Below are 21,460 nucleotides of genomic sequence, written 5' to 3'. Positions count from 1 at the left end.
ACCAAATAAGTATTCATTTGTCTGTAAAAAAAATCTCGTTATGGCTCGTTTCATGTGTATAGGTGTTGTTTTTCTGGTATTACCAGAAAAAAGTTTGATTATTTAATATGGTTAGGATAAAAGAATTATTTCTGAGTCACATGGAACACTTCAACAAAAGTTCAGGGAACATTTGTCGAAGTGTTATTGAAAACCGAGATCTGATTGACTCTCTTGATCTTCGACCAGACGGGGCTAACATCAAAAATTCTTACCTTACTATTATTGGTTTTATGTCTAAAAAGAATTTGGATATAGTCAATAGTTACTCTTTCCTGCTCAACTAAAAACAGGATAAGAGGTGTGCTAATATCTAATTCGTATTACCCAACAATAGGAGGAGGGATATCGATATCGTAGTATTTTGTAATGGTTGAATAAGATGCGTTATCTATAATGTTTAAAGAGATTTGTATAGGCTCTGTTGTTAAATAAACACTTAGATTGGGTTGTAGATAGCAATATTCTGACGCCATTCTTTTCTGATATTGCAATGGTGCTTTGTTGTTTTTTTCGGGCTGATTTTTTCTCAGACTTTTTCTCAGTTGGCATTTGCCGTTACAACCTTTTGGGGCTTCCTTTTGTACACATAAGGTTTTTGCTATAGTATCTTGATTGATCATAAAATCAACAATGATAATAGCTGTATTCATATTGTAGGTTAATACAATGGTAGCTAATATCGTAGCAATTAGTTTATGTATAATAGGTGTAATCACAGTATCAAAAGTACTGGATAGGCATAGTTTTTTTTATGATAATTGTCATTAAACTAAGGATGTTTGGAAGTTTTTTAATGATAAAAAAGACTGTTAGAAAAACATTTAGATATATGAGGTAAATGTTATAAACAGTTACTTCTTTTTTCCTTTTTGAATAACCCCATAATTAGATTTAAAAGATAGAAAACCTGTCCTATTATAATTAGTAAGGCGAAAATTGTTAAAACCAAATTTTCAGTTCCAATCGAATCAAATAAAGGAACTCTTTTAAAGATCATATTTGAAATCCAAATGGCCAAAAAACCTCCTAGAGTTAATAATTCATGAATTGCAATTAATGTTTTTGAAAGTTTACGGTTTAATTTTATCATAATCCAGTATCCAAGTCCAATTAAACCAAGAGTGATAGATACCAGATATGAAATGTAAGCATGTTCGATTACAAAATACGTATCATGAATATTAATATCTAATGTACTATCGCCGGAGAAAAAAATGACCAATAGTATGATTGGTATTGAAATCCAAAAAAGCAAATACGGTTTACAAAAAATCTTACTCATAGTTTTTAAACATCAATGGTATTAATATATGTCTTACCCAAACAAAATGTTACCAAAAGTTATTTTAAACTATATAGCTTACCTTAACTCATCAGCATATTTAAAAATAGCTGGTAACCCTCCGGTATGCCAAAAAAGCACATTTGAGCCTAAGGGTATTTTTTCTCGATCTAAAGAATCCAACATACCATAAAAAGCCCTTCCTGTATACACCGGATCAAGTAATATTCCTTCATTTCTGGCTAGCGAATTAATAGCATTTATTTCATTTTCGGTTACCACTCCGTAGCCATCTTTGTCATAGGCTCTATTTAGAGAAATATCTGAAAGCTCAAATTCTCTTTTGATGTTTAATACGTCTGTACCTTCTGTGACAATGTTTAAAACGACTTCTTCTAGCGATAGCCCATTTGTTTCATCTTTGTCAATACTAATCGGAACAAGGGTAGCACTTAATTGATACAACTCTTTGCCTAGAGTAAGTCCTGCCTGCATGCCTCCCGAACTTGATGCAAAAAAAATGTAATCTATCTCTAATTGTTGTGCTATTAGTTGTTCTTTTAACTCTTTAACCGCATTTACAAAACCTAAAGCACCTATTAGATTAGATCCCCCATATGGGATTACATAGCAAGTTTTATTTTGATTTTCTAGTGTTTTTTTGACATTCTGTATGTCTTCACCCTTTCTATTATCTCCCGTAAAATGAATTGTAGCTCCGAGAGTAGATGAAAGAAGCAGGTTACCATCATATGTTTTTGGTTCTTTTCCTCCTAATAACAAATGGCACTCTAATCCAGCAATTGCACAAGCAGCAGCAGTTTGTCTACAGTGATTTGATTGTTGTGCTCCGGCAGTAATGATGGTATCGCAGCCCGCATCAATAGCTTGTTTAATTAGATATTCTAATTTACGGGTTTTATTTCCGCCAGAAGCTAGTCCTGTATTATCATCCCTTTTGATAAAAAGATTATAATCAGAATATGTCTTTGACAACTTTTTTAATTCTTGTAGGGGAGTGGGAAAAAAACCTAACTCATATTTATTATCAATCATTTTTATTTTTATGTCGAATGTTTAAAACTAATAGTATTATCTGTTACCTATAGGTGAATGAATTTATTGACTATTGAAACCTACATTTAAGTTCTATTTCGGGTTCTAAATGGTAGGTAAAAACAACAGAACTATTTAGAAAAGGTTGCTCTAAAGCTACTTCAATAGGTAGCGTTAAAGAGGACTCATTTCTATATAGCCAAATATCGTTATAAATATGTACTTGTGTTTCTATTAAGATACTTTTGTAATGATCAATATTCATTGATTTTAGATCTACTACCTTTTCTGGCAACTGTGATAGTTCGTCAGGATCTCCTGTGTATGAGGACACTTCTTTGCGTACATTTAGAATAGTACCAGCATCGCCTTCAAAATAATCCTGATTAGTACTGGTTTTAGGTAATAGCTTTAGATTGATAAGCACATTTTCAGGAATGAGTGTAATGTTGTTATTAAGCTGAGGAAGCAAATTAAATAGAATAGGAACATAGCATTCTCGATACAGTACTGCATCCAAGGTTTCACTAATCAGGATGTCAAAAGTATCTGGTTCGGGAACTTCAAATGTTACGGCATCGGCTAAGTAAAAATTATCGACATAATCAGTTAATCTAAGTGCACGAATTAGTTTTTTGGCAGATTCAAGAGAATTTTTATTAACCTCTAGTACTGAAAATCGTACTTCTTTTGGGTCAAAAAAATAAGCAACCAAAGTTATAAAGGGAGCATATGGACCGCATCCTGCGTAAAAGATATTAATCAATTCATTGGGATGTGCATTTTGCTTTTCTTTGATAGCTTGAAGAATTGCTTTTAAAAATTGTACAGTTCTTTTATAGTCTAACAGGCATTGTGCTGCATGGTTTAACCCCAGTGCTTTTCCTTTTGCAGTAGGGACAGCAGCCAGATACTCAATGTTAACGTCATATCCGGTAATTTTTGTGATCTCCTGAAAATGAACATGGATTTGATTTATAATTTTTTCAACCTCGGTTTGATCAGATGAATTCTCTAATAATGAAGTAGTTAATTTTTTGATATCAGCAATTATTTCTTCTTCAATCATTTTTTTATTTCTGGTTACATTCATAAAAGTTAACCTTATCATGTTTTAATCAATTAGTAGAAGTAAAGATGTTACTTACCATATACCCTTTCTTTATAAACATGCGTTTCTGGGATATAAATTTAAGTTGTTTTTATTAGAATTACGGTCTTGTTATATTTTAACTATTTTTGCATTTAGCTATGAAAGTATGTATTGCCGAAAAGCCAAGTGTTGCCCGAGAAATTGCTTCTGTATTAGGAGCCAATACCCGATGTGATGGGTATTATGAAGGTAATGGGTATGCCGTGACATATACTTTTGGACACCTCTGTACGCTATTTGAACCTAATGATTACAAACCCCATTGGAAAAGCTGGGATCTTAATAATCTCCCTATGTTACCCGATAAGTTCAAAACCAAGGTTGTCGATGATTCGGGTATCAAAAAGCAGTTTGATATTGTAAAAAAACTATTTGATAAGGCAACAGTTGTTATTAATTGTGGGGATGCCGGTCAAGAAGGAGAGCTGATACAACGATGGGTTATTGATCAGGCGGACTATCAGGGAGAAGTACAACGCCTATGGATTTCGTCATTGACTACAGAAGCAATCAAAGAAGGTTTTGAAAAACTACAACCCGCTGAGCAGTATGATAATCTATATTATGCAGGGTTTTCGAGAGCAATCGGTGATTGGTTGTTAGGGATGAATGCCACAAGGTTATACACTGTTAAACATGGAGGATATAAACAGGTATTGTCTATTGGGAGAGTACAGACACCTACTCTGGCAATGTTGGTCAATCGATTTAAGGAGATTAAAAACTTTAAGCCGCAACCTTATTGGGAGTTACAAACGGTATATAGAGAGACACTATTTAATTGTGAAGAGGGGAGATTTTTAAAAAAAGAAGAAGGAGAGGCTTTTGCCAAGGTGGTTAAAGAAAGTGATTTTGAGATTGAATCTATTACTAAGAAAAAAGGTAAAGAATATGCTCCCAAGCTTTTTGACCTTACAGGATTACAGGTATATTGTAATACCAAGTTTGGATTCTCTGCCGATGAAACTTTAAAAATAGCTCAAAAACTATATGAACAAAAAGTAATTACCTACCCCAGAGTAGATACTACCTTTTTACCAAATGATATCTATCCCAAAGTCCCTGGGATACTAAAGAAATTAACCAATTACCAAAATCTGACAGAACCAATACTGGGAGAGAAGATCAAAAAATCATCAAAAGTCTTTAATGATAAAAAAGTAACAGATCACCATGCTATCATTCCAACAGGTGTTCAGATCAACTTACAATACAATCAACAACAGGTATATGATATTATTACCAAACGATTTATTGCATCGTTTTATGATGATTGTGCTGTTGCCAATACGACTGTTATTGGTAAAGCAGATACCGTAACGTTTAAAACTACGGGGAAAGAAATCTTAGAAAAAGGATGGAGGGTAGTTTTTGAAACCCCAAATGCAAAAGAGAAAAGAGAAAAGGGCATTTTACCATCTTTTGAAAAAGGAGAAAAAGGACCACATGAACCTTCTTTCTTAGAGAAAGAAACCAAGCCGCCTAATCAATATACAGAAGCTACTTTATTACGTGCTATGGAAACCGCAGGAAAACAAGTAGATGATGATGAAATGCGGGAATTAATGAAAGAAAATGGTATTGGTAGACCCTCTACACGAGCTAATATTATAGAAACGCTTTTTAAACGGAAGTATATAGAACGAAATAAAAAGCAGATTCTACCTACGCCAACAGGAGTACAACTTATTGACACCATCCAAAATAAACTACTTACCTCTGCAGAACTCACTGGACTATGGGAAAAGCAACTGAAAGAAATTGAAAAAGGAAATTTTCATGCCGGTGCTTTTATCAAAAACATGAAAAAAATGGTAGATCATCTGGTCTATGAAGTGCGAACCGAAAAAATAAGAGCTAATATTTCTCATACAACAGCCACTAAAGAACCAGTTGCTAAAAAAGTAAAGAAGAAAACGACCACAGTTCATGGTCAATCCTGCCCTAAATGTAAAAAAGGAACACTCTTGCAAGGAAAATCGGCATATGGATGCAGTAGCTACAAAGATGGATGTGATTTTGTACTTCCTTTTTCTTTTGAAGGAAAAAAAATATCTGAAAAACAGTACATACGTTTATTACAAAAAGGATGTACGGTAAATTTAAAAGGTTTTAAAACTGCCGATGGAAATAAAGAAGGGTTGATTCGTTTTGATGATCAGTTTCAATTGCTTCTTGAAGAAAAGAAAGGCAAAACTGTTCTTTCTGAGGATCAGGTTCCTAATCCTATGCCTTGCCCTGTTTGCAACAAAGGAACAGTTATAAAAGGGAAAACAGCTTATGGGTGTAGTGCCTATAAAAATGGATGTGATTTTAGATATACATTCGATATGATTAGAGAAAAAGCCAATGGAAAACCTTTGACCGCTTCATTAGTTTTTTCTTTGATTAATGAGTACGTAAAAACAGATTAGAGTTTATTGATTCTTACCACTAATTAGATAACATAATTGTAATGATCAGGTTTTTAATCTGTTAATGTTTGTATGTAAAATCCATGTACACGAACTAAACTAACGATTTCATCTTCTGTAAGGTTAGTGGTAGCTTCTATTCTAAGTACATTATCGATATCTTCGAGATCGATTGACCATTTTAGAATATCAGAATGTCTATCAAGTATAGGTGTTACATGCCGCACTTTTTTCTTTGATTTGATATCTGTTCGAAATAGTAGAAGTTCCATAGTGAAATATTTTATAAAATAATATAAGGTTACTCTGATTCTGATTCGGGTTCTGATTCTATTTCTGACTTATTTGTTTGGTTTTGATCAGATTGTAATCGTTCCAGATACTTCGTGTATAGTTCATCACCTTCTTCTTTCCAGAATTTATCGTAATGTTTCCATTTCGAAAAATCACTTTTAGAATCATTTTTGCATGTATTGTCCGAGCTTTTAGATGACTTTTTGCTACCACCACCGCCGCATCCGCCTATTAGGATTTTAAGTAGGATAAACAGACCAACAGCTTGCCAATAAGTAAGAGTAGTGAGTCCAAAAATTTCGGGCATTAACCAGTTCCATAACCACATAATAACATAACCAAACAAAATGGCTAATCCGGTAATGGCAATAGCGCCAAAAATGATCATTCCTACAATCTCTATTGGAGACTTTTTCCTCATTTTATGGGTGAAAAAATTTTTCATGATGTGTTAACTTTTATGTTTTATAAGTTCTGATTCTAGTTTTTTATACAATATTCCTATTGCTCGATGTCTTCTCGACATTAGTGTTCCTTCTGGAATTCCGGTTTCTTTAGAAATTTCTTTATAGGTGTATCCTTCAAAATCTACGGCGACGATAATATCTCTATACCATGGTTTTAATTGCTGAATACAATTCTTTAAAACAGGGATCATTTTTTCTGATGTGTTACAATCTGATGCCTGGTGTAACATTTCTGCCAAACCCAAATATTCACTGCTCATTTCTAATGATTCAGTTTGTTTTGTAGTGCGCATTACATCAATGATCTTGTTTTTAATAGATCTGTATACAAAACCAGCTACGTTATTAATAGGTGCATATCTATCAGCTCCAGCAAACAGTTTTAAGGCAACATCCTGAATGATATCTTCTGCATTTCTACTGGCAGTATCTCTCACTTTGGTATTTACATACATCTTTAGTGATTGATATTCTTTACCAAAAAAATCCTTAAGTTTTTTACTGTTTTCTGATTCCGAATTCATTTAAAACCTTTTATAACTGGTCTTTGTTTAAAAAGACGATACTTTTTAAATCTATTGCATTTTTTATGTTTTATTTTTAAAAATATAAAGATAGCTTAGTTTTTTAGGGTTAGAATAAAGCTTGCATTTGTTTGATTTGAAAAAAAACGTACAAGAAATGTGATTTTTTAATGTTTAGAGATACTAATAAGGTATAACTTAAATTTTAGAATTATGAAAAAGCCAAACAATAGATTTATTTCTTTATTACACAAGTTCTCTCAATTTCATAAGCGTGAAGTGAAACAGTTTAATGCTATTTTGGGGATTAAGCAGGGGAGTACCTCAGGTAAGTGTTAGTGAGTTTTAATCATAAGGTATCTCGATGGATCATCGGTAAGAGAAAATCATCGAATGTATATTAAAAGCAAATTATCAATTTACTTCTTTACAGGAGTTTGAGAATGTTTAGAAATAGACCAGCGCGCACCATAAACAGATTCATATTCTATGGTTATTTTTAAACTATCATTGTTTAGAACATGGCGAAGTTTTTTTGCTCCCATTATGGTGTTTTTAGGAATGCCTTGTAGTGTTGTTTCTTTTTTGTCAAAAAGTTCAAATAAAACAATTTCTTCATTAGCCGGTATTACACGACCCTGGTATATATCAGAATAGTAATAAGAAATAGAATCTTTTAACTGTAATTTTGAGTCTACATAGTGACTAATACTATGGTATGATTTACCAGCCACATCTTTAACAATAACAGATTTGACAAATGCGGGACCTATTCCTTCATTTTTTAAAACATATTGATAATTTATAGAACCTGAACGATAATTTGTTAGTATTAAATGAGGATATACAGACATATGTTGCTGTTGCCGTATCAAATTTGTTTGATAGATAAAAACGATTAGAGTAACCAAACTAACGAATAAAGCAGAAATGCTTAATAGCTTCTCATTAGTCCAAAATTTCCTTTTCTTTTTCATTTGTTTTAAATTGAAACTACGACCACATATGAATATTAGAATTAGGTAAATACAAATGGGTCAATGGGTTATACAATTTTTCATTTTACGCCTTTATAAACTTAAAAAAAAATAGCTTGATAACAAGTTGATAGTTGTTATTAGTTTTTGGGTATAAAAAAACACTGATTTTTACAACTCTTACGGTATGAATCAGTGTTCTTTTGGGTGTTTAAAGATTTGGTTGTTAATCATTTGTGGTTTTGTTTTTAATAAAAGAAACTAAACCAACCAAGTCAAAAAATGTTCCAATATCTTTTTGCATGATGGCTACAATACTATGAGAGGCTATGACTATTCTGTCTATAGACTTTTGTTGCGACACCATTTTTTTTATCATTGCTTTTGCCTCTCGAGATCCTTGATCTCTATAAACTGCCAGTATTTTTACTGCATTCTCTTCTGCGGTTATTTTTCGTTTTTTTGGTGTATATCCAAGTTGTTTGATCATCGTTTCTGCCAATATCCATGTAGACCATGGGTTTTGACCTGTAACCAGATTACCATCATGGCTAATTTTCTCCAGGTACATCTCTCCTTCGTTAAAACGTGCGCCTTGAGAGATTAATTTGTCTTGTAAAAGAAAAGGGAATATTGATTCTGCATCGGGAATTAAAAGTAGCTCTTCATCATTTGTAAAACTACTAACCATTTTGTTCTTTAGAAGAGAAGAGCCATTATCAAGGGTTACATTTACCAATGCCGCGGGACCATGACAAACTGCTCCAACGACTTTGCCGGATTGATAATACTCACTAACAATAGATTGGATTGCTTTGTTTTGCGGAAAATCAAACATCGCTCCCTTACCTCCAGCAAAGAAAACTGCTTGATAATCACTAGCAACAACATCATTTATATGAATAGTGTTGCTAGTCTTGTATTGTGCGATGGTATCATTTAAAAAAGCATAGTCATAAGCTCCCATATCATCTCCATCGATCACAACTGGTGGCTTACCTCCTTGCGGGCTTGCAATATCTACCTCAAAACCATTAGCTTTAAACACGTAGTAGGCCCGTGACAGCTCTGTCAATTCATACCCGGTACTTTTTTCACTATTACCCATAACATCTACACTTGTCACTACAGCCAGAATTTTTCCACGAGGAGCAATACTGTCTTTAGATAGATAGGGCAGATTTTCTACTAGGGTAGATTTTAAACTAGCTTTGTTGTTTTCTTTGGGGAGAAGGCTCATAAACCAGTAACCAAAAGAAAAGAGTGAAACTATCAATCCAATAAAAATAATGAGGAACCACTTAAGGATAGGTCTTTTTTTAAACATAACATTTACTTTATTAATATTTGGCTAAATAAAGTAAATGAGGGTTTTAAATCTTCTTAAATGATCATTTCATTAGAGTAAAAGATCATTTGCCGATACTTTTACGAAGCACTAAGGGGGTTTTTCCTGTTTGCTTTTTAAAGGCAGAATTAAAACTAGAGATACTGTTAAAACCTACTTCAAAAGCGATAGCTGCAATGGTGTGGTTCTTAAATTTTTCGTTTTGAAACATAGCAATGGACTCCTCTACGCGATAATGATTGATATAACTATTAAAGTTTGTCTTATTCTTTTTGTTAATTACCAATGATACTACTTGTGTGCTTAAATGAAGTTGTTTGCTTAAAAGTTTTAAAGTGAGATCGGGATTTTTGAATTGCTCTTCGGTAACCACCAGCGTATGGATTTTATCAAAAACAGTACTAATTTGTTCATCAGAAATAGGAGTAGATCTATATTTAGTAGAGCCCATTTCTTTGATGTATCCTTTTTGAATAACAATAAAGCTAACGATATATGCTATACAAGTATATAATATAGCCCCAACAATATATGGAATAAACTCATCGAATAAATTCAAGAAATAAGCAATCCATATTACTAATAAGGCGTAAAAAAGTAATCGTAAAAACTCATATGAACTATTACTTACTCCTGCTTTCTTTTTTCTAGAGAGATACGAGTAACTAAAAATTAAATAAGTTAAATAATGTCCATAATAGGAAAGAAATAGGAAAACAAAAAACAGTTTGGGAATGGATTGAACCCGCAGGTCATTGATCCAAAAACCAAAACACACTCCCACAAGGGTCGGAACAAAATGAAGTAAGTGTTTTTTATGTAGCTTAAATTCTTTTTCAATAACAGATTGTGTAAATAAATAATAAAGCGGTCCAATAGCCATTAGGGTACCTAAACCGATAAATATAAGTTTAACGTCTATCTGTTGAGCAAATTCTAAAAGTACAGATTTTCCGATTCTAAAGGATAGTACTATAAGTAGTACGCTTAGAATCTTGTTGGACGTTGTATTTCCTTTTGGGTATATCCATAAAAAAATAGCCAGAAAGAATCCGTGTACTACACCCAAGCCGCTAATTATTATAAGTAAGATATGTGTTAATGACATAGAGATAAGAAAATCACTGTTCTAATAGTAGTTATTTTATGTTTGGTATTGTTTTTAGTTACGACTTGATGTTTTATCTGCAATTTTTCCACCAATCCACGCCATAGGGATATATGCTAATAGTAGATCTATACCTATAAACCAAGTAGGTGCGGGAAGCATAAAACTAACGAGAATCCCACCTATTAGAAACAAAACCCCAATACCCAATGCAAATTTCATTTTATGGTTGGCAGCGATTAGACCAGCAATGATTGCTCCAACTAAAGTACCTAGTGCATGAGCCAAAAAAGGAAAAACAAAATGTTTATACTCTAACGTTGGCATAATAGCAGCTAGTGCATTCATGTCATTGGGATCAACACCTTCAATAGGAACCATACTATATCCGATTTTAATGAGTCCCATATTGACAATGCTACCTATAAGCCATCCTATAATAACAGCTAAAATATTCTTAATAATTGGATTCATAGTTGTTGTGTGTTTTGTTATCAATGTTTCGACGTTGTCGTAAGTAGTGCGTTTAATTCGTTAATTCTTGCCAGATGATGGTCATCATGTTCAGCTACAAAAAGGAATAAATCCATTGTACGCATAGGCGTTTCTAATCTTGGATGTAGGACGTATTTAAAAATTTCTTTTTCTGAAACCTTTTCTAGTTTACTTAATGTTAATGCTCGAATAGATACAAATTCCTTGATTAGGTCATTAACTTCTTTGTCATTATGTCTGGCAAAGTTAGTTTTATTATTTTCTAAATCTGCCGCCCTCAAGTATTTCTCATCATTTAATATATCCTCAAGCCTCCCTTGCCAAATAGGTTCGAGGTCAATTAGGTGACCAATGTTTTCTTGAATTGACCATGTGCCTTCTGGTTTAACGCACAATTGGTCACTGGGAGTTTGAGCGATTTTATGTTCTAATCGCAATGAAGTTCCTTTAAGTCTCTCGATAATTGATGGAAAAATATTCTGGGTAAAGGAAAAATCAAATTTTCTGTCAAACCATTTTATTTGTTTCATTATTGATTTTCATTACGCTACCGTTAACAATTGCATACAAGATAAATATCTGGATATATAATTACAGGTCTATTTACAAATCTAACGGATTTTTTGATCAACGTAAAATTAAAGAGGAGGGATGTTATATTGGTCTCGTTAAAAGAAATTTTTTAGTAACTATTTAGTTTCCTTGTAAATAGATAAATTAAAGAAAGCCCCAGATTGGATAGTTTCGATAGAAGCTTGCAAAAAAGTTAGACAAGCTTTCAAAAAGTTTAAAAACAACGAAATCAATTTTGTAATAGATATAGACTGTATGATAGATCATACTATATAATCTACTCATATTTTTCGGCAGAATATTCTATTTTTTTATCATTTAGGTAAACACTATATTCCTTCTCTTTTATTCCTGTAATAGTATAGTCAAACTCATAGTAGCAGATACAATTGCAATACTCGCCGTATTCCTCGTAACTGAGTTTTAAAATTTTCTTTTCAAAATGAATTGATGGGATAAAACTGGTACAGCAATTTGCTGTCGTAGCTATCTTAATAAATAGAGTATCTTTTTTAATTGGCTGACTTATAATTCGATTTTTGGCATAAAAAGCATCTGTTTCTTCATCGCAATTAGTTGATTTAAAATTAGTGAGTCTAACTTTTTGCCCAAAGGCAAGCGATGAGGTTATAATAAGTAGGGTGAAAACTATGTTATGCATACCTAATTATTTTTTAACAATAGAACCTTTTTCATAAGTGTCTGTTCTAATCAGTTTTCCATTTACGTCATATTCGTTTACGGTTCCATTTCCGTTTATAAAAGTACCTTTATTCAATGGTTTACCTTGACCATCAAAACAATTGATAATATCTTCAAGAGATCCAAAATCACTATATAACTCTGTTTTATATAATGTTTCATTGGTGTGATAATAAACCCATTCCCCAATTTTAAAATCACCTGTAGACCATTTATCCTTAAGTCCAGTACTAGATACTTTTCCGTTTGTGTGATAATACTTCCAATTAGAAGAACCATATAGTTCTTGTTGAGATGATTCTGATTCGATTGTACCATCCTTATAATAGCTGGTTCTGGATGTTACAAATCCATTAGATATTTTTGCTTTTATTCTCAGCTGACCATCTTCAAAATAACTTAAATAATCCCCCACTACTTGATCATCTTTATATACAGAATTTACCTTCAATTGTCCATTTTTAAAATACTCCTTTAGAGTACCTTCTTTTTTTCCATTACTATAATTTTCTTCTTTCATGGGCTGCCCATTCTGGTGGTAACTATTTAATTCACCTTCAATTTTACCGTCTATATATAGGCATTTAGCAAAGAGTTGCTTGTCGTCATAATATGCTACGTAGACACCATCTGCATTACCATTTTCATTATAATTTACACTTGAATATGTATTCCCGTTATTATGATATGATATATACAGACCTATTTTTTTACCGGCATTAAAATTAACTGTAGAATATAGTTTTCCATCCTGATAATAGGTTTTCAATATACCATGAAGCTGATCATTTTTATAATTGACCAAACCTGATAATTGACCACTTTCATAATATTCTTTACTAATCCCATTTTTTTTGCCTTTAGTACAGTGATCAACTATTTTTAATTTGCCTGATGGATAATAGTATTTTATCTCTCCTGTTAGTAAGCCATCTTTTTTAGCTCCAAGTGTTTTCACAGTTCCATCATCAAAATATTCCTTATAAGGGGTTTGCCCAAAAAAGGTATGACTAAGAAATAATAAGAGAAGTAGTGTTTTGATTTTCATAAAAAGAAGATTCATAAATGGTGCATAAATAACTATTTATACCATTTATTATTCAACTAAAGTTAACATAAAATTATGAAAACGAAGAACAAGGCGATTTTTGACCTGCCAAATATGGAATAACAGACGGGTTAATTTGTCATCTAGATTACCTGACTTATGCAGATAGGTAAATTATTCGGATAAGAAATGGGGTAGTGCAGTTGTAATGAGTAGAAATACTCAAACTTTTATGTTTAGCACTAAGTTTTTTTACATATAGCGGATTGTAAATCCGCTATACTATGTTTCTTAGATTAGAAGTTATTTGTGTGTTAACACATCCAAAATTTCTTTTTGTCAAAGTCAATAACGTTTGGACCATCAGAACATCCACCAACTTCTTCTGCATCAATATCGTTTTCTTTGGTACTTATTATCCAAGCTCCAGATTTATGTTTTAAAATTTTACCTTCATCCAAAACACTACCTTTTTTTACTGATATCATTTCTCCTCCACCATCATAAATTACTTTGATCACTCCATCTTTTATGATAACAATTACTTTTTCGTCCATTGATTTTCCACCCCATTCGGCAAATGCAATATCATATGTGTACTTACCATCTGGTGGGATAGTATCTGATTTTGAGCGTTGAGCTAAACTTATATTGAAAGAGAGTAGGACTAATAAAAGAGAGACAATTTTAATCTTCATATGCTAATTTATAATTGTAATAACGAATGAATACGTATTTAGTATGAGTTTTAGTTATATTTTTTTTGGAATAGGTAATTACTGTCAAAAATCTCTTACAAATCTTACACTGGTAATCAATCCGTCTTTGACTTCATAAATAGAAACATACTTCGTTTCTTTTCCTTTATTAGTAACTATCTCATGATTTATAACATAAGCGCCGTTAGTAATTTGGTTTAGGATTTTTACATGCAAAGCTTTTGCTTCAAAATCTGCTTCAAATATTGATGACAACCTATCTGATCCTGTACCTAATAATGTATTGGGGTAGGTATATATCTTTAGGTCTTTATCATAAAGTGCTATAAATTCTTTAAAGTTATGTGTATTGTATGCTTCCATTCGTTTGTTTACAATCTGTAAGGGAGATAGCCCTAAGTTTTGTTTTGCTGTTGTTGAGGTATTGTTAGTTTCGTGATCCTGTTTTTTCTTACATGCAGGTACAAATAATGTGAGTATTACAATAATTAGAGGTATCGTTTTTTTCATATCGGATTACATTTGTTTAAAGGCAATATTCTGTAATAAACGAGTAGGATCCTTTAAAAAACATGTATGTTTTAACGAAAAATATATTGTTTTTTACGTTTTTCTAAATGCAGAAGGTGTTACTCCAGTTTTTTTCTTAAAAGCAATATTAAAAGAGGTAACGTTACCAAAACCGGATTCATACGCAATTGTAGCTATTTTTTCATCCTTGTATTTTACATCCTTCAATAGATGTTTTGATTTTTCGATACGATAGTGGTTTACAAATTCGTAAAAGTTTTGCTGCTTGTTTTCATTTATGGCTTGTGAGATTTCTCTGGCTTTTACATCTAGTTTTTTTGAAATAGCATTTATGGTAATGCTATGATCCAGGAAAGGATGTTCAGTTTCAAAAAACGTCTTTACTTTTTCAAATAAGTCTTTAGAACTATCCTTATCCAAATTAGAGCTGCTATATTTCTGCAAGTTAAACTTATGATGATTTAGAAAAAGATAGGAGAAGGCATAGATCAGAAAAGTGTAAAAAATAGGACCAGTAATATAGTATATGGTAAAATCAAAAAGATTTCCAACATAGTGAAACCAGATAAGTGTGGCGCCGATTAGTATATTACGATACCAATGCAGTACACTAATAGATATTTTTAAACGATTTTTATACCAATAAACCCAAGAAGCGATCAGGTAAAATAGTAGCATAAAAACTACAATCCCGTAGTTCCAGAAAGATTCAAAGTTTCCGTTTCTTGGTACAAAAGGAATTAAAAAAAGAAAAGCTGCAAAAGGGAGAAAGTGAAAGTAATCTTTGCCAGAGAAAGATATATTCTTGTCAATTAGTGATCTGCCGTAAAGCCATAAGCAAGGTGCTGCAAATAAAACTCCAGAGATACCAATGTTTTTTTGCCAGTTTTCTAGGGGGATGTAGTAGTTTAACACCGATTTGCCAACTCGCATGGTTAAACCTAGCAAGAAAAGAGCTAATAATATATTAGACTTTCTGTTTCCTTGTTTAAGTGTAAATAAATAGAAACTTATAAAAAGCCCTTGGGCTAACCCCAGAGAAGCCAGAATAAGAATAAGACCATTAGTTAGCATTGGGTTGATTAAAATTTTTTAAGAAAAGTAAGAATAAAAAATAGTAAAAAGTTATACAATACAGTTTCTTAAAAATAGTTGCATGTATTTTGAACCTTTATTTTAATACTGAAAATCCTTAATTGGTGAAGAAATATCAATCAGTGTTCCATTAGGATCTTTTAATAATAATCGCCTTTGTCCATAGAACGTATCTTCAGGGGCACTAACTATCTCTATATTTTCTTCCTTTGCAATCTTAAATATTTCATTTGCATCTTCTACGACAAATGTGATATAAAATCCTTGAGGGTTGTTTTGAAATGTATTGGGTACCATTTGATGAGTACGATCTATTATCCCCAGTTCAAGCTTCTTGTCTTGTGAAATTAAGTGAATAAACCAATCACTTTCATAGTCAACATTAAAATCAAATAGTTTGGTGTAGAAGTCTTTGCTTTCGGGTAAATTATCCGAGCAAATGTTTGTCATTATTCGATTTATTGTTTTCATTACTTTCTTTTATATGTGTTTATGATTGAAGAGATATGCATTGTATCAAAGATTTGCTCGCATGTACAGACTTCTATAAATCTAATTGATTTTTTGATTTAAAAAAAGTGGCGGGTAGATTATATCATTTTGCAGAATTAAAAAACCTCCTGCTTTTGATCAAAAAACAGGAGGTAATATATATATCTAAAAAATACCTAGATCAGATTTTGGGTTACAAATCTGCTAGAATAGGTTTAACTTTTTGCATTAATAAAATAATAGCTTTTGCGAATTCTTCGGGAGCTTCTTGGGGGAGGTTATGCCCAATACCTTTAATAATTAATCTTTCATAGTCTCCAGTGAAAAAAAATGCTTCATTATCTGTTTCACTAAAAGGAACAACACCATCTGCATCAGCTTCCAGTATTATCGCAGGTATTTTTATTTTTGGCTGTGTAGCTAAATTTTGTTCCATTTTTTCGAATTTTGGATCTCCTTTTACCAATCCATAACGATGTCTATATGAGTGAATAACTATTTCTACAAAATCGGGATTATTAAATGAAATAGCTGTTTCTTCATAAGTACTATGGTCAAACTTCCAAGTTGGGGACCAATTGCGCCATAAAATTTCGCACAATTCTTTTCTATATTTTGACAATCCTAAACGACCTCTCTCATTGTGAAAATAGTATTGATACCAATACAACTTTTCTATATCCGGATGAAGAGGTTCAATAGATTTAGCTATATTTTGAATACAATATCCAGAAGCTGAAAGAAGTCCAATAACTCGATTTGGGAAAATTGCAGAAACGATACATGCTACACGCCCACCCCAGTCATAGCCAGCTATTAAGGCTTTTTTTATTGATAATGTATCCATTAATGCTATAAGGTCATATGCCAATGCCGCTTGTTGTCCAGAACGAATTGTATCTTTTGATAAAAACCGAGTAGGTCCAAAACCTCTTAAATAAGGGACTATAATCCAATAATTTTCATTCGACAAAAGCTTGGATACATCATCATAGGCTCTCACATCATAAGGGAATCCGTGTAGAAGTATTACAGGGATTCCGTTGATGTTTTCATTACTTTCATAAGCAATACATAGGTCTCCAGCAGTTATAGATTTTAATTTATTCATTTTGTTCTTAAGGCATCTTTATTTGGGGTATTAAAATCTTCAGTAGCAAGGGGGGCTATAAATCTAGATGAATTTTTAATCAAAATGAAATAATTATATCAGGCATGTCATTTTAGTGTAATAAAAAACCTCTTGTCTTTAATCAAAAACAAGAGGCTATAAACATTTCTAAAAAATACCCGAATCTGATTGCTGGGATTGGGTGTTGTTGGTTTTTGTCACTTTATAGAGGATTCTTTTTGTGGGCTGATCTCTATAAATAGATGCCGCTGCATCGTCCAGTTTTTTTAAGATATCGTAAAGCTTATTAAGATGTATTACTCTGGATTCTGTTGTTATCATGCGATTACCTTTTTGGTTTTCTTGAGCAGTATTGGCATCTCTTAGGGCTTTAGCCAATGATGCTGCCTGATCTAATAATTGGGCGGGAGTTCCTGTAGCGTCTAGTTGTGTGCGGTGGGTGGCAATAACCTGAGGTAGACTTTCCATAAATTGTATTAGACCTGGCTGACTGGCAAAAATATCACCAATACGGTTGACTCCAAATTGCTTTTGTATAGCCGGATGATCTGTAAATGTTTTTTTTGCCCAGTATTTAAGATCATCCAAAAATCTTTTACAATTTTGAATTTCCTGATATACGATATCAGTTTTAACGCTTAATTCTGTTTTGCCAATATCGTCGCCTCCCTCATTAAAAGCATCAGTAACCTTTTGCTTAATAGTGTCGGGTAAAGTAACAGGAAATGCTGCCGGGTCAAAGGTGTTAAATTGATTAATGTCTGCGATAAGATACCCCGTAATGGTATCTGCTGTTTCCAACAGGATAGCATCGCTCATTGCATACTTTCTTTGTGCCATGAATTCTGGTTTTTTAAAAAATTAATATAGAATGTTAGCAGAACACGTAAGGGTAGGTAGTGTATGTTCTGTGCCTTTTGATGATGTATAACTTGTTTATAAACAAAATATTGCGATAACTAATAAAAAAATGACAAGTTTAATTCCAAGGTGTTTTTTAAAATCAGGATTGACAATATGTATAAAGTAATATTATAAAATAATTGATAAAAATTCTCTGTAGTGTATAAAAAGTTGCTGTAGCCAATTATAGAATTACTGTGGAGTATACAAAGTTACTGTAGTGCATAAAAAAGTTACTGTGACATATAAAAAGTTACTGTAGCCCGTACAAAGTTGCTGTAGCGTATAAAAAGTTGCTGTAATCAATAACCAAGTTACTGTAATATGTATAAAGTTACTGTAGCCTATAAAGTGCCAGTTGCTCTTTAAAAATCCTTCTTTTTTGATTTATACATAATTCGTAGTGTCGGGATGAGAATCCAGATGAATAACATGAGTAATGAAATGATTAAACCAAAACTGGTACCAAAGAATTTTTTGAACACAGCACCGGTATATCCTAATAATGCAGAGATATCAAGTTTTAATAAGATCAGGGTTCGTGATAGGTCTATAGGATTAAGCATTGTACCAAATAGAGATAGCTTATCTAGTGGGTAATCCTCAAAAAGTACCAGAGACATTAGAAAAATACCATCATAGATAATTGCCAGAAAAAGCCATAATAATACGGCATATCCAAATCCTTTGATTTTATTTTCGTTGGATAAAGAAATATTAAACGCCAATGCCGTAAAAATAAAAGTAAGAAATGCCCCGGTGATAAGTAACAGAGAAAAATTCCAGATACTATCTGATTTAAATATCCCATATAGGATAAAAGGGATCCCGATCCCGAGTACCAGGCTCATAGTAAGGGACAGAGATACACCCAGGTATTGCCCCAAAAAGATAGAATTTCGTTTTAGGGGTTGTGCTAGCAGTAGTTCTGTAAATTCTTTAGAATTATAATAATACATGACTCCAAAAATGGTTCCTATAAGCGGTACCAAAACGATAATCACATTCATAAGAGTGATAATGGCTTTGGATAGATCATTGTTTAGAAACAATAATACTGTACCCAGAAGGAGGTAAAATAAGAAATATACATAACTCCAACGGCTACGCATTAAATCATAAAAGCTGTATTTTAATATCTTAAGCATAACTGGTTTTTAATATAGATGCAATGGCATGTTCAAAATTAGGTTGCTCGGTTTTGGTTTTAAGAGCAGTGATACTACCTCTGAAATATATTTTTCCTTCTAATAAAAACACAATCTCATCTGAGATCTCTTCGACAAAACTCATAATATGAGAAGTGATCAAAATTGTTTTTCCGTTGGCTTTTTCTTTTCTGATCAATTCTTTAAGGCGTATGAGCGAGATCGGATCCAGACCGCTTGTAGGTTCATCCAGGATAATAATAGGGCTATTAAACATAAAAGTGAGTACAATGTTTACCTTTTGCTTTGTTCCCCCAGATAGATTACCTAGTTTTTTGTTTAAAAAAGGTTCTAGTTTAAACAATTCGATTAACTCTTGATCTGCATCTGTATCTCCTCTAAGATCTTTGATCATTTTAAGAAGTTCTCTGACCTTCAGGTTATTTGGAAAATTGGCAATCTGTGGCAGGTAGTCTATCTTTTTTCTATAGAGCCAGTTATTTTTTATATGCTCGCCCATGATTTGTATGGTCCCTTCAGTAGGGATAACCATGCCCAGAATACTTTTGATCAAAGTGGTTTTGCCAGATCCATTAGGTCCCAGAATTGCAAAGATCCCACTGTTGTCTATCGTGAGATCTACTCCCGTTAGTACTTTATTTTTGTTAAACGTTTTATGTAGGTTTTCTATAACTACCATTCTATTTTATGTATTTGTGGGTGATGATCTAATAGCTTATCAGGGGTAAAGACAGGGGATACTTTTTCAGAAAAATCAATAATATCTATAAACAGGCTTCGCAATAGGATAATGGTTTCGGGAGTGCGGTTTACGATATACGAAAATAACTTTACTGGTCGATAAGGCACATCGCCAATACCGTCTTTGTTTAAATCATATCCGGTATACTTACTCCAGTAATTCTGATCGAATATATTATCGTTTAGTTTACTGTTATAGGAGACATCAAAAGAATTATGCAAAAAATTGTTTTGAGTAAAAGAATTCGTATAACAAGCACCCCGAACTTTTATCGCCCAACCGTTATTGATAAAATTGTTTTTGGTGTATTGTATCCTGTTAGATCCTTCTATATTAATACCGATGGTATTTTGTTCAAAAGTGTTTTCTGCAATCTCGGCATCGTTTATCTCTTTTAATAGCATACCATAAGACGCAGAGCCCCAGTTTTCTTTAAAAGTATTGCGATACATTTTTATTTTTTTTGAAAACATCACTGCTACACCAGCTCCGTTTTTTTCAAAAGTATTGTCTTCATAATTATCATTGTTAGAAAACATAAAATGAAGTCCATACCGTATATTATTAGAGCTTACATTGTTTTTTATCGTGCAATAGTCAGAAAACTCAAGGTAGATCCCATCTCGTACCCGTTGCACAAAATTATGTTCTATAGTAATATTTTTGCTATACCATAGCTGAATCCCGTTGCCAGAATTATACTCTTCTACAGCATCACCAATAATTTTGTTGTGATAGATTTTACCATCTCTGGCTTTTTCGAGGTAAATGCCAAAAAACAATTTCTCAAGTACTACATTCTGAATAACAAAATCCTTACATTTTTTAACTCTGATTGCAGCATAATCTTCAGTATAGCTTGTACCTACATTGATGATAAACAATCCATCCACTGTCACATCATCTGATGTAATGGTAATGATCTCTCCTTGTCGTTCTCCATCTATTACAGGATAATTCTTACCGATAATCGTTAAAGGTTTGTCTATCTTGATATTATATTCTTTGTAGGTTGCTTTTTTTATAATAATGGTATCATACGCAGCGGCAGCCTTTACAGTTTCTGAAATGGTAGCATGTGTACAGGTTTTACAGACGATAAGCGTATTGGCATGTATTGCCATCGTATGAACTCCTATCATAATAACCCCGATGAGGAGTCTATGTAGTTTTGTGATATGATATGTATTAAAC

The 21,460-nt window shown here is 32.6% G+C and carries 24 protein-coding genes; 1 reads left to right on the top strand and 23 read right to left on the bottom strand.

Translation table 11 applies throughout. The annotated features are described in order from the left end of the window. Positions 1-362: 362 nt before the first annotated feature. The 4 genes from C1X07_RS19095 to C1X07_RS19080 all read right to left on the bottom strand — a co-directional run bounded on the left by C1X07_RS19095 (position 363) and on the right by C1X07_RS19080 (position 3,491). Positions 363-692, bottom strand: a complete 330-nt coding sequence (locus C1X07_RS19095; protein ID WP_128755327.1) for a hypothetical protein — start codon at positions 690-692, stop codon at positions 363-365. A 191-nt stretch (positions 693-883) separates the two neighbouring features. Beyond that, the gene (locus C1X07_RS19090) at positions 884-1,324 is read right to left on the bottom strand and encodes a hypothetical protein (RefSeq protein WP_103071637.1); all 441 of its coding nucleotides are present in this window, start codon (positions 1,322-1,324) and stop codon (positions 884-886) included. A gap of 78 nt (positions 1,325-1,402) precedes the next feature. After that, complete coding sequence (locus tag C1X07_RS19085; protein WP_103071636.1) at positions 1,403-2,380, bottom strand: D-cysteine desulfhydrase family protein; 978 nt, start codon at positions 2,378-2,380, stop codon at positions 1,403-1,405. Positions 2,381-2,450: 70 nt separating this feature from the next. Next, the gene (locus C1X07_RS19080) at positions 2,451-3,491 is read right to left on the bottom strand and encodes a phytanoyl-CoA dioxygenase (RefSeq protein ID WP_241507290.1); all 1,041 of its coding nucleotides are present in this window, start codon (positions 3,489-3,491) and stop codon (positions 2,451-2,453) included. 140 nt (positions 3,492-3,631) lie between these two features. Here C1X07_RS19080 and C1X07_RS19075 point away from each other — a divergent pair, with 140 nt between their 5' ends. Further along, on the top strand, positions 3,632-5,947 hold the full coding sequence (locus tag C1X07_RS19075) for a type IA DNA topoisomerase (protein ID WP_103071635.1): 2,316 nt from the start codon (positions 3,632-3,634) through the stop codon (positions 5,945-5,947). Positions 5,948-6,000: 53 nt separating this feature from the next. On the opposite strand, the gene C1X07_RS19070 is transcribed toward C1X07_RS19075, so the two are convergent. The 19 genes from C1X07_RS19070 to C1X07_RS18980 all read right to left on the bottom strand — a co-directional run bounded on the left by C1X07_RS19070 (position 6,001) and on the right by C1X07_RS18980 (position 21,408). Beyond that, positions 6,001-6,219, bottom strand: coding sequence for a hypothetical protein (locus C1X07_RS19070; protein ID WP_103071634.1), 219 nt, complete (start codon positions 6,217-6,219; stop codon positions 6,001-6,003). 29 nt (positions 6,220-6,248) lie between these two features. Further along, positions 6,249-6,686, bottom strand: a complete 438-nt coding sequence (locus C1X07_RS19065) for a hypothetical protein (RefSeq protein ID WP_128755326.1) — start codon at positions 6,684-6,686, stop codon at positions 6,249-6,251. Between the two features lie 6 nt (positions 6,687-6,692). Continuing rightward, a complete protein-coding gene (locus tag C1X07_RS19060; protein WP_103071632.1) occupies positions 6,693-7,232 on the bottom strand; it encodes an RNA polymerase sigma factor in 540 nt (179 codons plus the stop codon). A 419-nt stretch (positions 7,233-7,651) separates the two neighbouring features. Then, on the bottom strand, positions 7,652-8,209 hold the full coding sequence (locus C1X07_RS19055) for a hypothetical protein (protein WP_128755325.1): 558 nt from the start codon (positions 8,207-8,209) through the stop codon (positions 7,652-7,654). Between the two features lie 226 nt (positions 8,210-8,435). Further along, positions 8,436-9,536 carry a type 1 glutamine amidotransferase domain-containing protein gene (locus C1X07_RS19050; protein WP_103071630.1) on the bottom strand — a complete coding sequence of 367 codons (1,101 nt, stop codon included), beginning with the start codon at positions 9,534-9,536 and terminating at the stop codon, positions 8,436-8,438. An 85-nt stretch (positions 9,537-9,621) separates the two neighbouring features. Beyond that, positions 9,622-10,626, bottom strand: a complete 1,005-nt coding sequence (locus tag C1X07_RS19045) for a helix-turn-helix domain-containing protein (RefSeq protein ID WP_164914202.1) — start codon at positions 10,624-10,626, stop codon at positions 9,622-9,624. A 93-nt stretch (positions 10,627-10,719) separates the two neighbouring features. Next, positions 10,720-11,139: a hypothetical protein gene (locus tag C1X07_RS19040; protein ID WP_103071628.1), complete on the bottom strand. Its 420-nt coding sequence runs from the start codon at positions 11,137-11,139 to the stop codon at positions 10,720-10,722. Positions 11,140-11,159: 20 nt separating this feature from the next. Then, positions 11,160-11,690: a DinB family protein gene (locus C1X07_RS19035; RefSeq protein ID WP_103071627.1), complete on the bottom strand. Its 531-nt coding sequence runs from the start codon at positions 11,688-11,690 to the stop codon at positions 11,160-11,162. A gap of 320 nt (positions 11,691-12,010) precedes the next feature. Then, positions 12,011-12,394: a hypothetical protein gene (locus C1X07_RS19030; protein WP_103071626.1), complete on the bottom strand. Its 384-nt coding sequence runs from the start codon at positions 12,392-12,394 to the stop codon at positions 12,011-12,013. Between the two features lie 6 nt (positions 12,395-12,400). Continuing rightward, positions 12,401-13,483, bottom strand: coding sequence for a toxin-antitoxin system YwqK family antitoxin (locus tag C1X07_RS19025; RefSeq protein WP_164914201.1), 1,083 nt, complete (start codon positions 13,481-13,483; stop codon positions 12,401-12,403). Positions 13,484-13,797: 314 nt separating this feature from the next. Then, the gene (locus C1X07_RS19020; protein WP_103071624.1) at positions 13,798-14,181 is read right to left on the bottom strand and encodes a hypothetical protein; all 384 of its coding nucleotides are present in this window, start codon (positions 14,179-14,181) and stop codon (positions 13,798-13,800) included. 84 nt (positions 14,182-14,265) lie between these two features. Beyond that, the gene (locus C1X07_RS19015; protein ID WP_103071623.1) at positions 14,266-14,712 is read right to left on the bottom strand and encodes a nuclear transport factor 2 family protein; all 447 of its coding nucleotides are present in this window, start codon (positions 14,710-14,712) and stop codon (positions 14,266-14,268) included. Between the two features lie 93 nt (positions 14,713-14,805). After that, positions 14,806-15,807, bottom strand: a complete 1,002-nt coding sequence (locus tag C1X07_RS19010; RefSeq protein WP_103071622.1) for a helix-turn-helix domain-containing protein — start codon at positions 15,805-15,807, stop codon at positions 14,806-14,808. A 102-nt stretch (positions 15,808-15,909) separates the two neighbouring features. Continuing rightward, positions 15,910-16,299 (bottom strand): VOC family protein, encoded by a 390-nt coding sequence (locus C1X07_RS19005; protein ID WP_103071621.1) that lies wholly within the window; start codon positions 16,297-16,299, stop codon positions 15,910-15,912. A gap of 214 nt (positions 16,300-16,513) precedes the next feature. Further along, a complete protein-coding gene (locus tag C1X07_RS19000; protein WP_103071620.1) occupies positions 16,514-17,431 on the bottom strand; it encodes an alpha/beta fold hydrolase in 918 nt (305 codons plus the stop codon). 168 nt (positions 17,432-17,599) lie between these two features. Further along, positions 17,600-18,292: a hypothetical protein gene (locus C1X07_RS18995; protein ID WP_103071619.1), complete on the bottom strand. Its 693-nt coding sequence runs from the start codon at positions 18,290-18,292 to the stop codon at positions 17,600-17,602. Positions 18,293-18,720: 428 nt separating this feature from the next. Beyond that, a complete protein-coding gene (locus C1X07_RS18990; protein ID WP_103071618.1) occupies positions 18,721-19,503 on the bottom strand; it encodes an ABC transporter permease in 783 nt (260 codons plus the stop codon). After that, positions 19,496-20,203 carry an ABC transporter ATP-binding protein gene (locus C1X07_RS18985; protein ID WP_103071617.1) on the bottom strand — a complete coding sequence of 236 codons (708 nt, stop codon included), beginning with the start codon at positions 20,201-20,203 and terminating at the stop codon, positions 19,496-19,498. The genes C1X07_RS18990 and C1X07_RS18985 overlap by 8 nt, the downstream gene beginning before the upstream one ends. Next, positions 20,197-21,408, bottom strand: a complete 1,212-nt coding sequence (locus tag C1X07_RS18980) for a nitrous oxide reductase family maturation protein NosD (protein ID WP_103071616.1) — start codon at positions 21,406-21,408, stop codon at positions 20,197-20,199. The genes C1X07_RS18985 and C1X07_RS18980 overlap by 7 nt, the downstream gene beginning before the upstream one ends. Between the last annotated feature and the right edge of the window lie 52 nt (positions 21,409-21,460).

Origin of the sequence: Aquimarina sediminis (assembly GCF_002895435.1) — a bacterium.
Classification (GTDB): Bacteria; Bacteroidota; Bacteroidia; order Flavobacteriales; family Flavobacteriaceae; genus Aquimarina; species Aquimarina sediminis.
This window is presented reverse-complemented; position numbering and strand designations above follow the sequence as displayed.

Bases quoted from the DNA above. Each gene is read 5' to 3' on its own strand.
- C1X07_RS19065 (WP_128755326.1), bottom strand. From the start codon at position 6,686: ATGAAAAATTTTTTCACCCATAAAATGAGGAAAAAGTCTCCAATAGAG.
- C1X07_RS19050 (WP_103071630.1), bottom strand. From the start codon at position 9,536: ATGTTTAAAAAAAGACCTATCCTTAAGTGGTTCCTCATTATTTTTATT.
- C1X07_RS19040 (WP_103071628.1), bottom strand. From the start codon at position 11,139: ATGAATCCAATTATTAAGAATATTTTAGCTGTTATTATAGGATGGCTT.
- C1X07_RS19075 (WP_103071635.1), top strand. From the start codon at position 3,632: ATGAAAGTATGTATTGCCGAAAAGCCAAGTGTTGCCCGAGAAATTGCT.
- C1X07_RS19060 (WP_103071632.1), bottom strand. From the start codon at position 7,232: ATGAATTCGGAATCAGAAAACAGTAAAAAACTTAAGGATTTTTTTGGT.
- C1X07_RS18980 (WP_103071616.1), bottom strand. From the start codon at position 21,408: ATGATAGGAGTTCATACGATGGCAATACATGCCAATACGCTTATCGTC.
- C1X07_RS19095 (WP_128755327.1), bottom strand. From the start codon at position 692: ATGAATACAGCTATTATCATTGTTGATTTTATGATCAATCAAGATACT.
- C1X07_RS18995 (WP_103071619.1), bottom strand. From the start codon at position 18,292: ATGGCACAAAGAAAGTATGCAATGAGCGATGCTATCCTGTTGGAAACA.
- C1X07_RS19015 (WP_103071623.1), bottom strand. From the start codon at position 14,712: ATGAAAAAAACGATACCTCTAATTATTGTAATACTCACATTATTTGTA.
- C1X07_RS19055 (WP_128755325.1), bottom strand. From the start codon at position 8,209: ATGAAAAAGAAAAGGAAATTTTGGACTAATGAGAAGCTATTAAGCATT.
- C1X07_RS19000 (WP_103071620.1), bottom strand. From the start codon at position 17,431: ATGAATAAATTAAAATCTATAACTGCTGGAGACCTATGTATTGCTTAT.
- C1X07_RS19090 (WP_103071637.1), bottom strand. From the start codon at position 1,324: ATGAGTAAGATTTTTTGTAAACCGTATTTGCTTTTTTGGATTTCAATA.
- C1X07_RS19035 (WP_103071627.1), bottom strand. From the start codon at position 11,690: ATGAAACAAATAAAATGGTTTGACAGAAAATTTGATTTTTCCTTTACC.
- C1X07_RS19005 (WP_103071621.1), bottom strand. From the start codon at position 16,299: ATGAAAACAATAAATCGAATAATGACAAACATTTGCTCGGATAATTTA.
- C1X07_RS19025 (WP_164914201.1), bottom strand. From the start codon at position 13,483: ATGAAAATCAAAACACTACTTCTCTTATTATTTCTTAGTCATACCTTT.
- C1X07_RS19085 (WP_103071636.1), bottom strand. From the start codon at position 2,380: ATGATTGATAATAAATATGAGTTAGGTTTTTTTCCCACTCCCCTACAA.
- C1X07_RS19010 (WP_103071622.1), bottom strand. From the start codon at position 15,807: ATGCTAACTAATGGTCTTATTCTTATTCTGGCTTCTCTGGGGTTAGCC.
- C1X07_RS19030 (WP_103071626.1), bottom strand. From the start codon at position 12,394: ATGCATAACATAGTTTTCACCCTACTTATTATAACCTCATCGCTTGCC.
- C1X07_RS19020 (WP_103071624.1), bottom strand. From the start codon at position 14,181: ATGAAGATTAAAATTGTCTCTCTTTTATTAGTCCTACTCTCTTTCAAT.
- C1X07_RS19070 (WP_103071634.1), bottom strand. From the start codon at position 6,219: ATGGAACTTCTACTATTTCGAACAGATATCAAATCAAAGAAAAAAGTG.
- C1X07_RS19080 (WP_241507290.1), bottom strand. From the start codon at position 3,491: ATGATAAGGTTAACTTTTATGAATGTAACCAGAAATAAAAAAATGATT.
- C1X07_RS18985 (WP_103071617.1), bottom strand. From the start codon at position 20,203: ATGGTAGTTATAGAAAACCTACATAAAACGTTTAACAAAAATAAAGTA.
- C1X07_RS18990 (WP_103071618.1), bottom strand. From the start codon at position 19,503: ATGCTTAAGATATTAAAATACAGCTTTTATGATTTAATGCGTAGCCGT.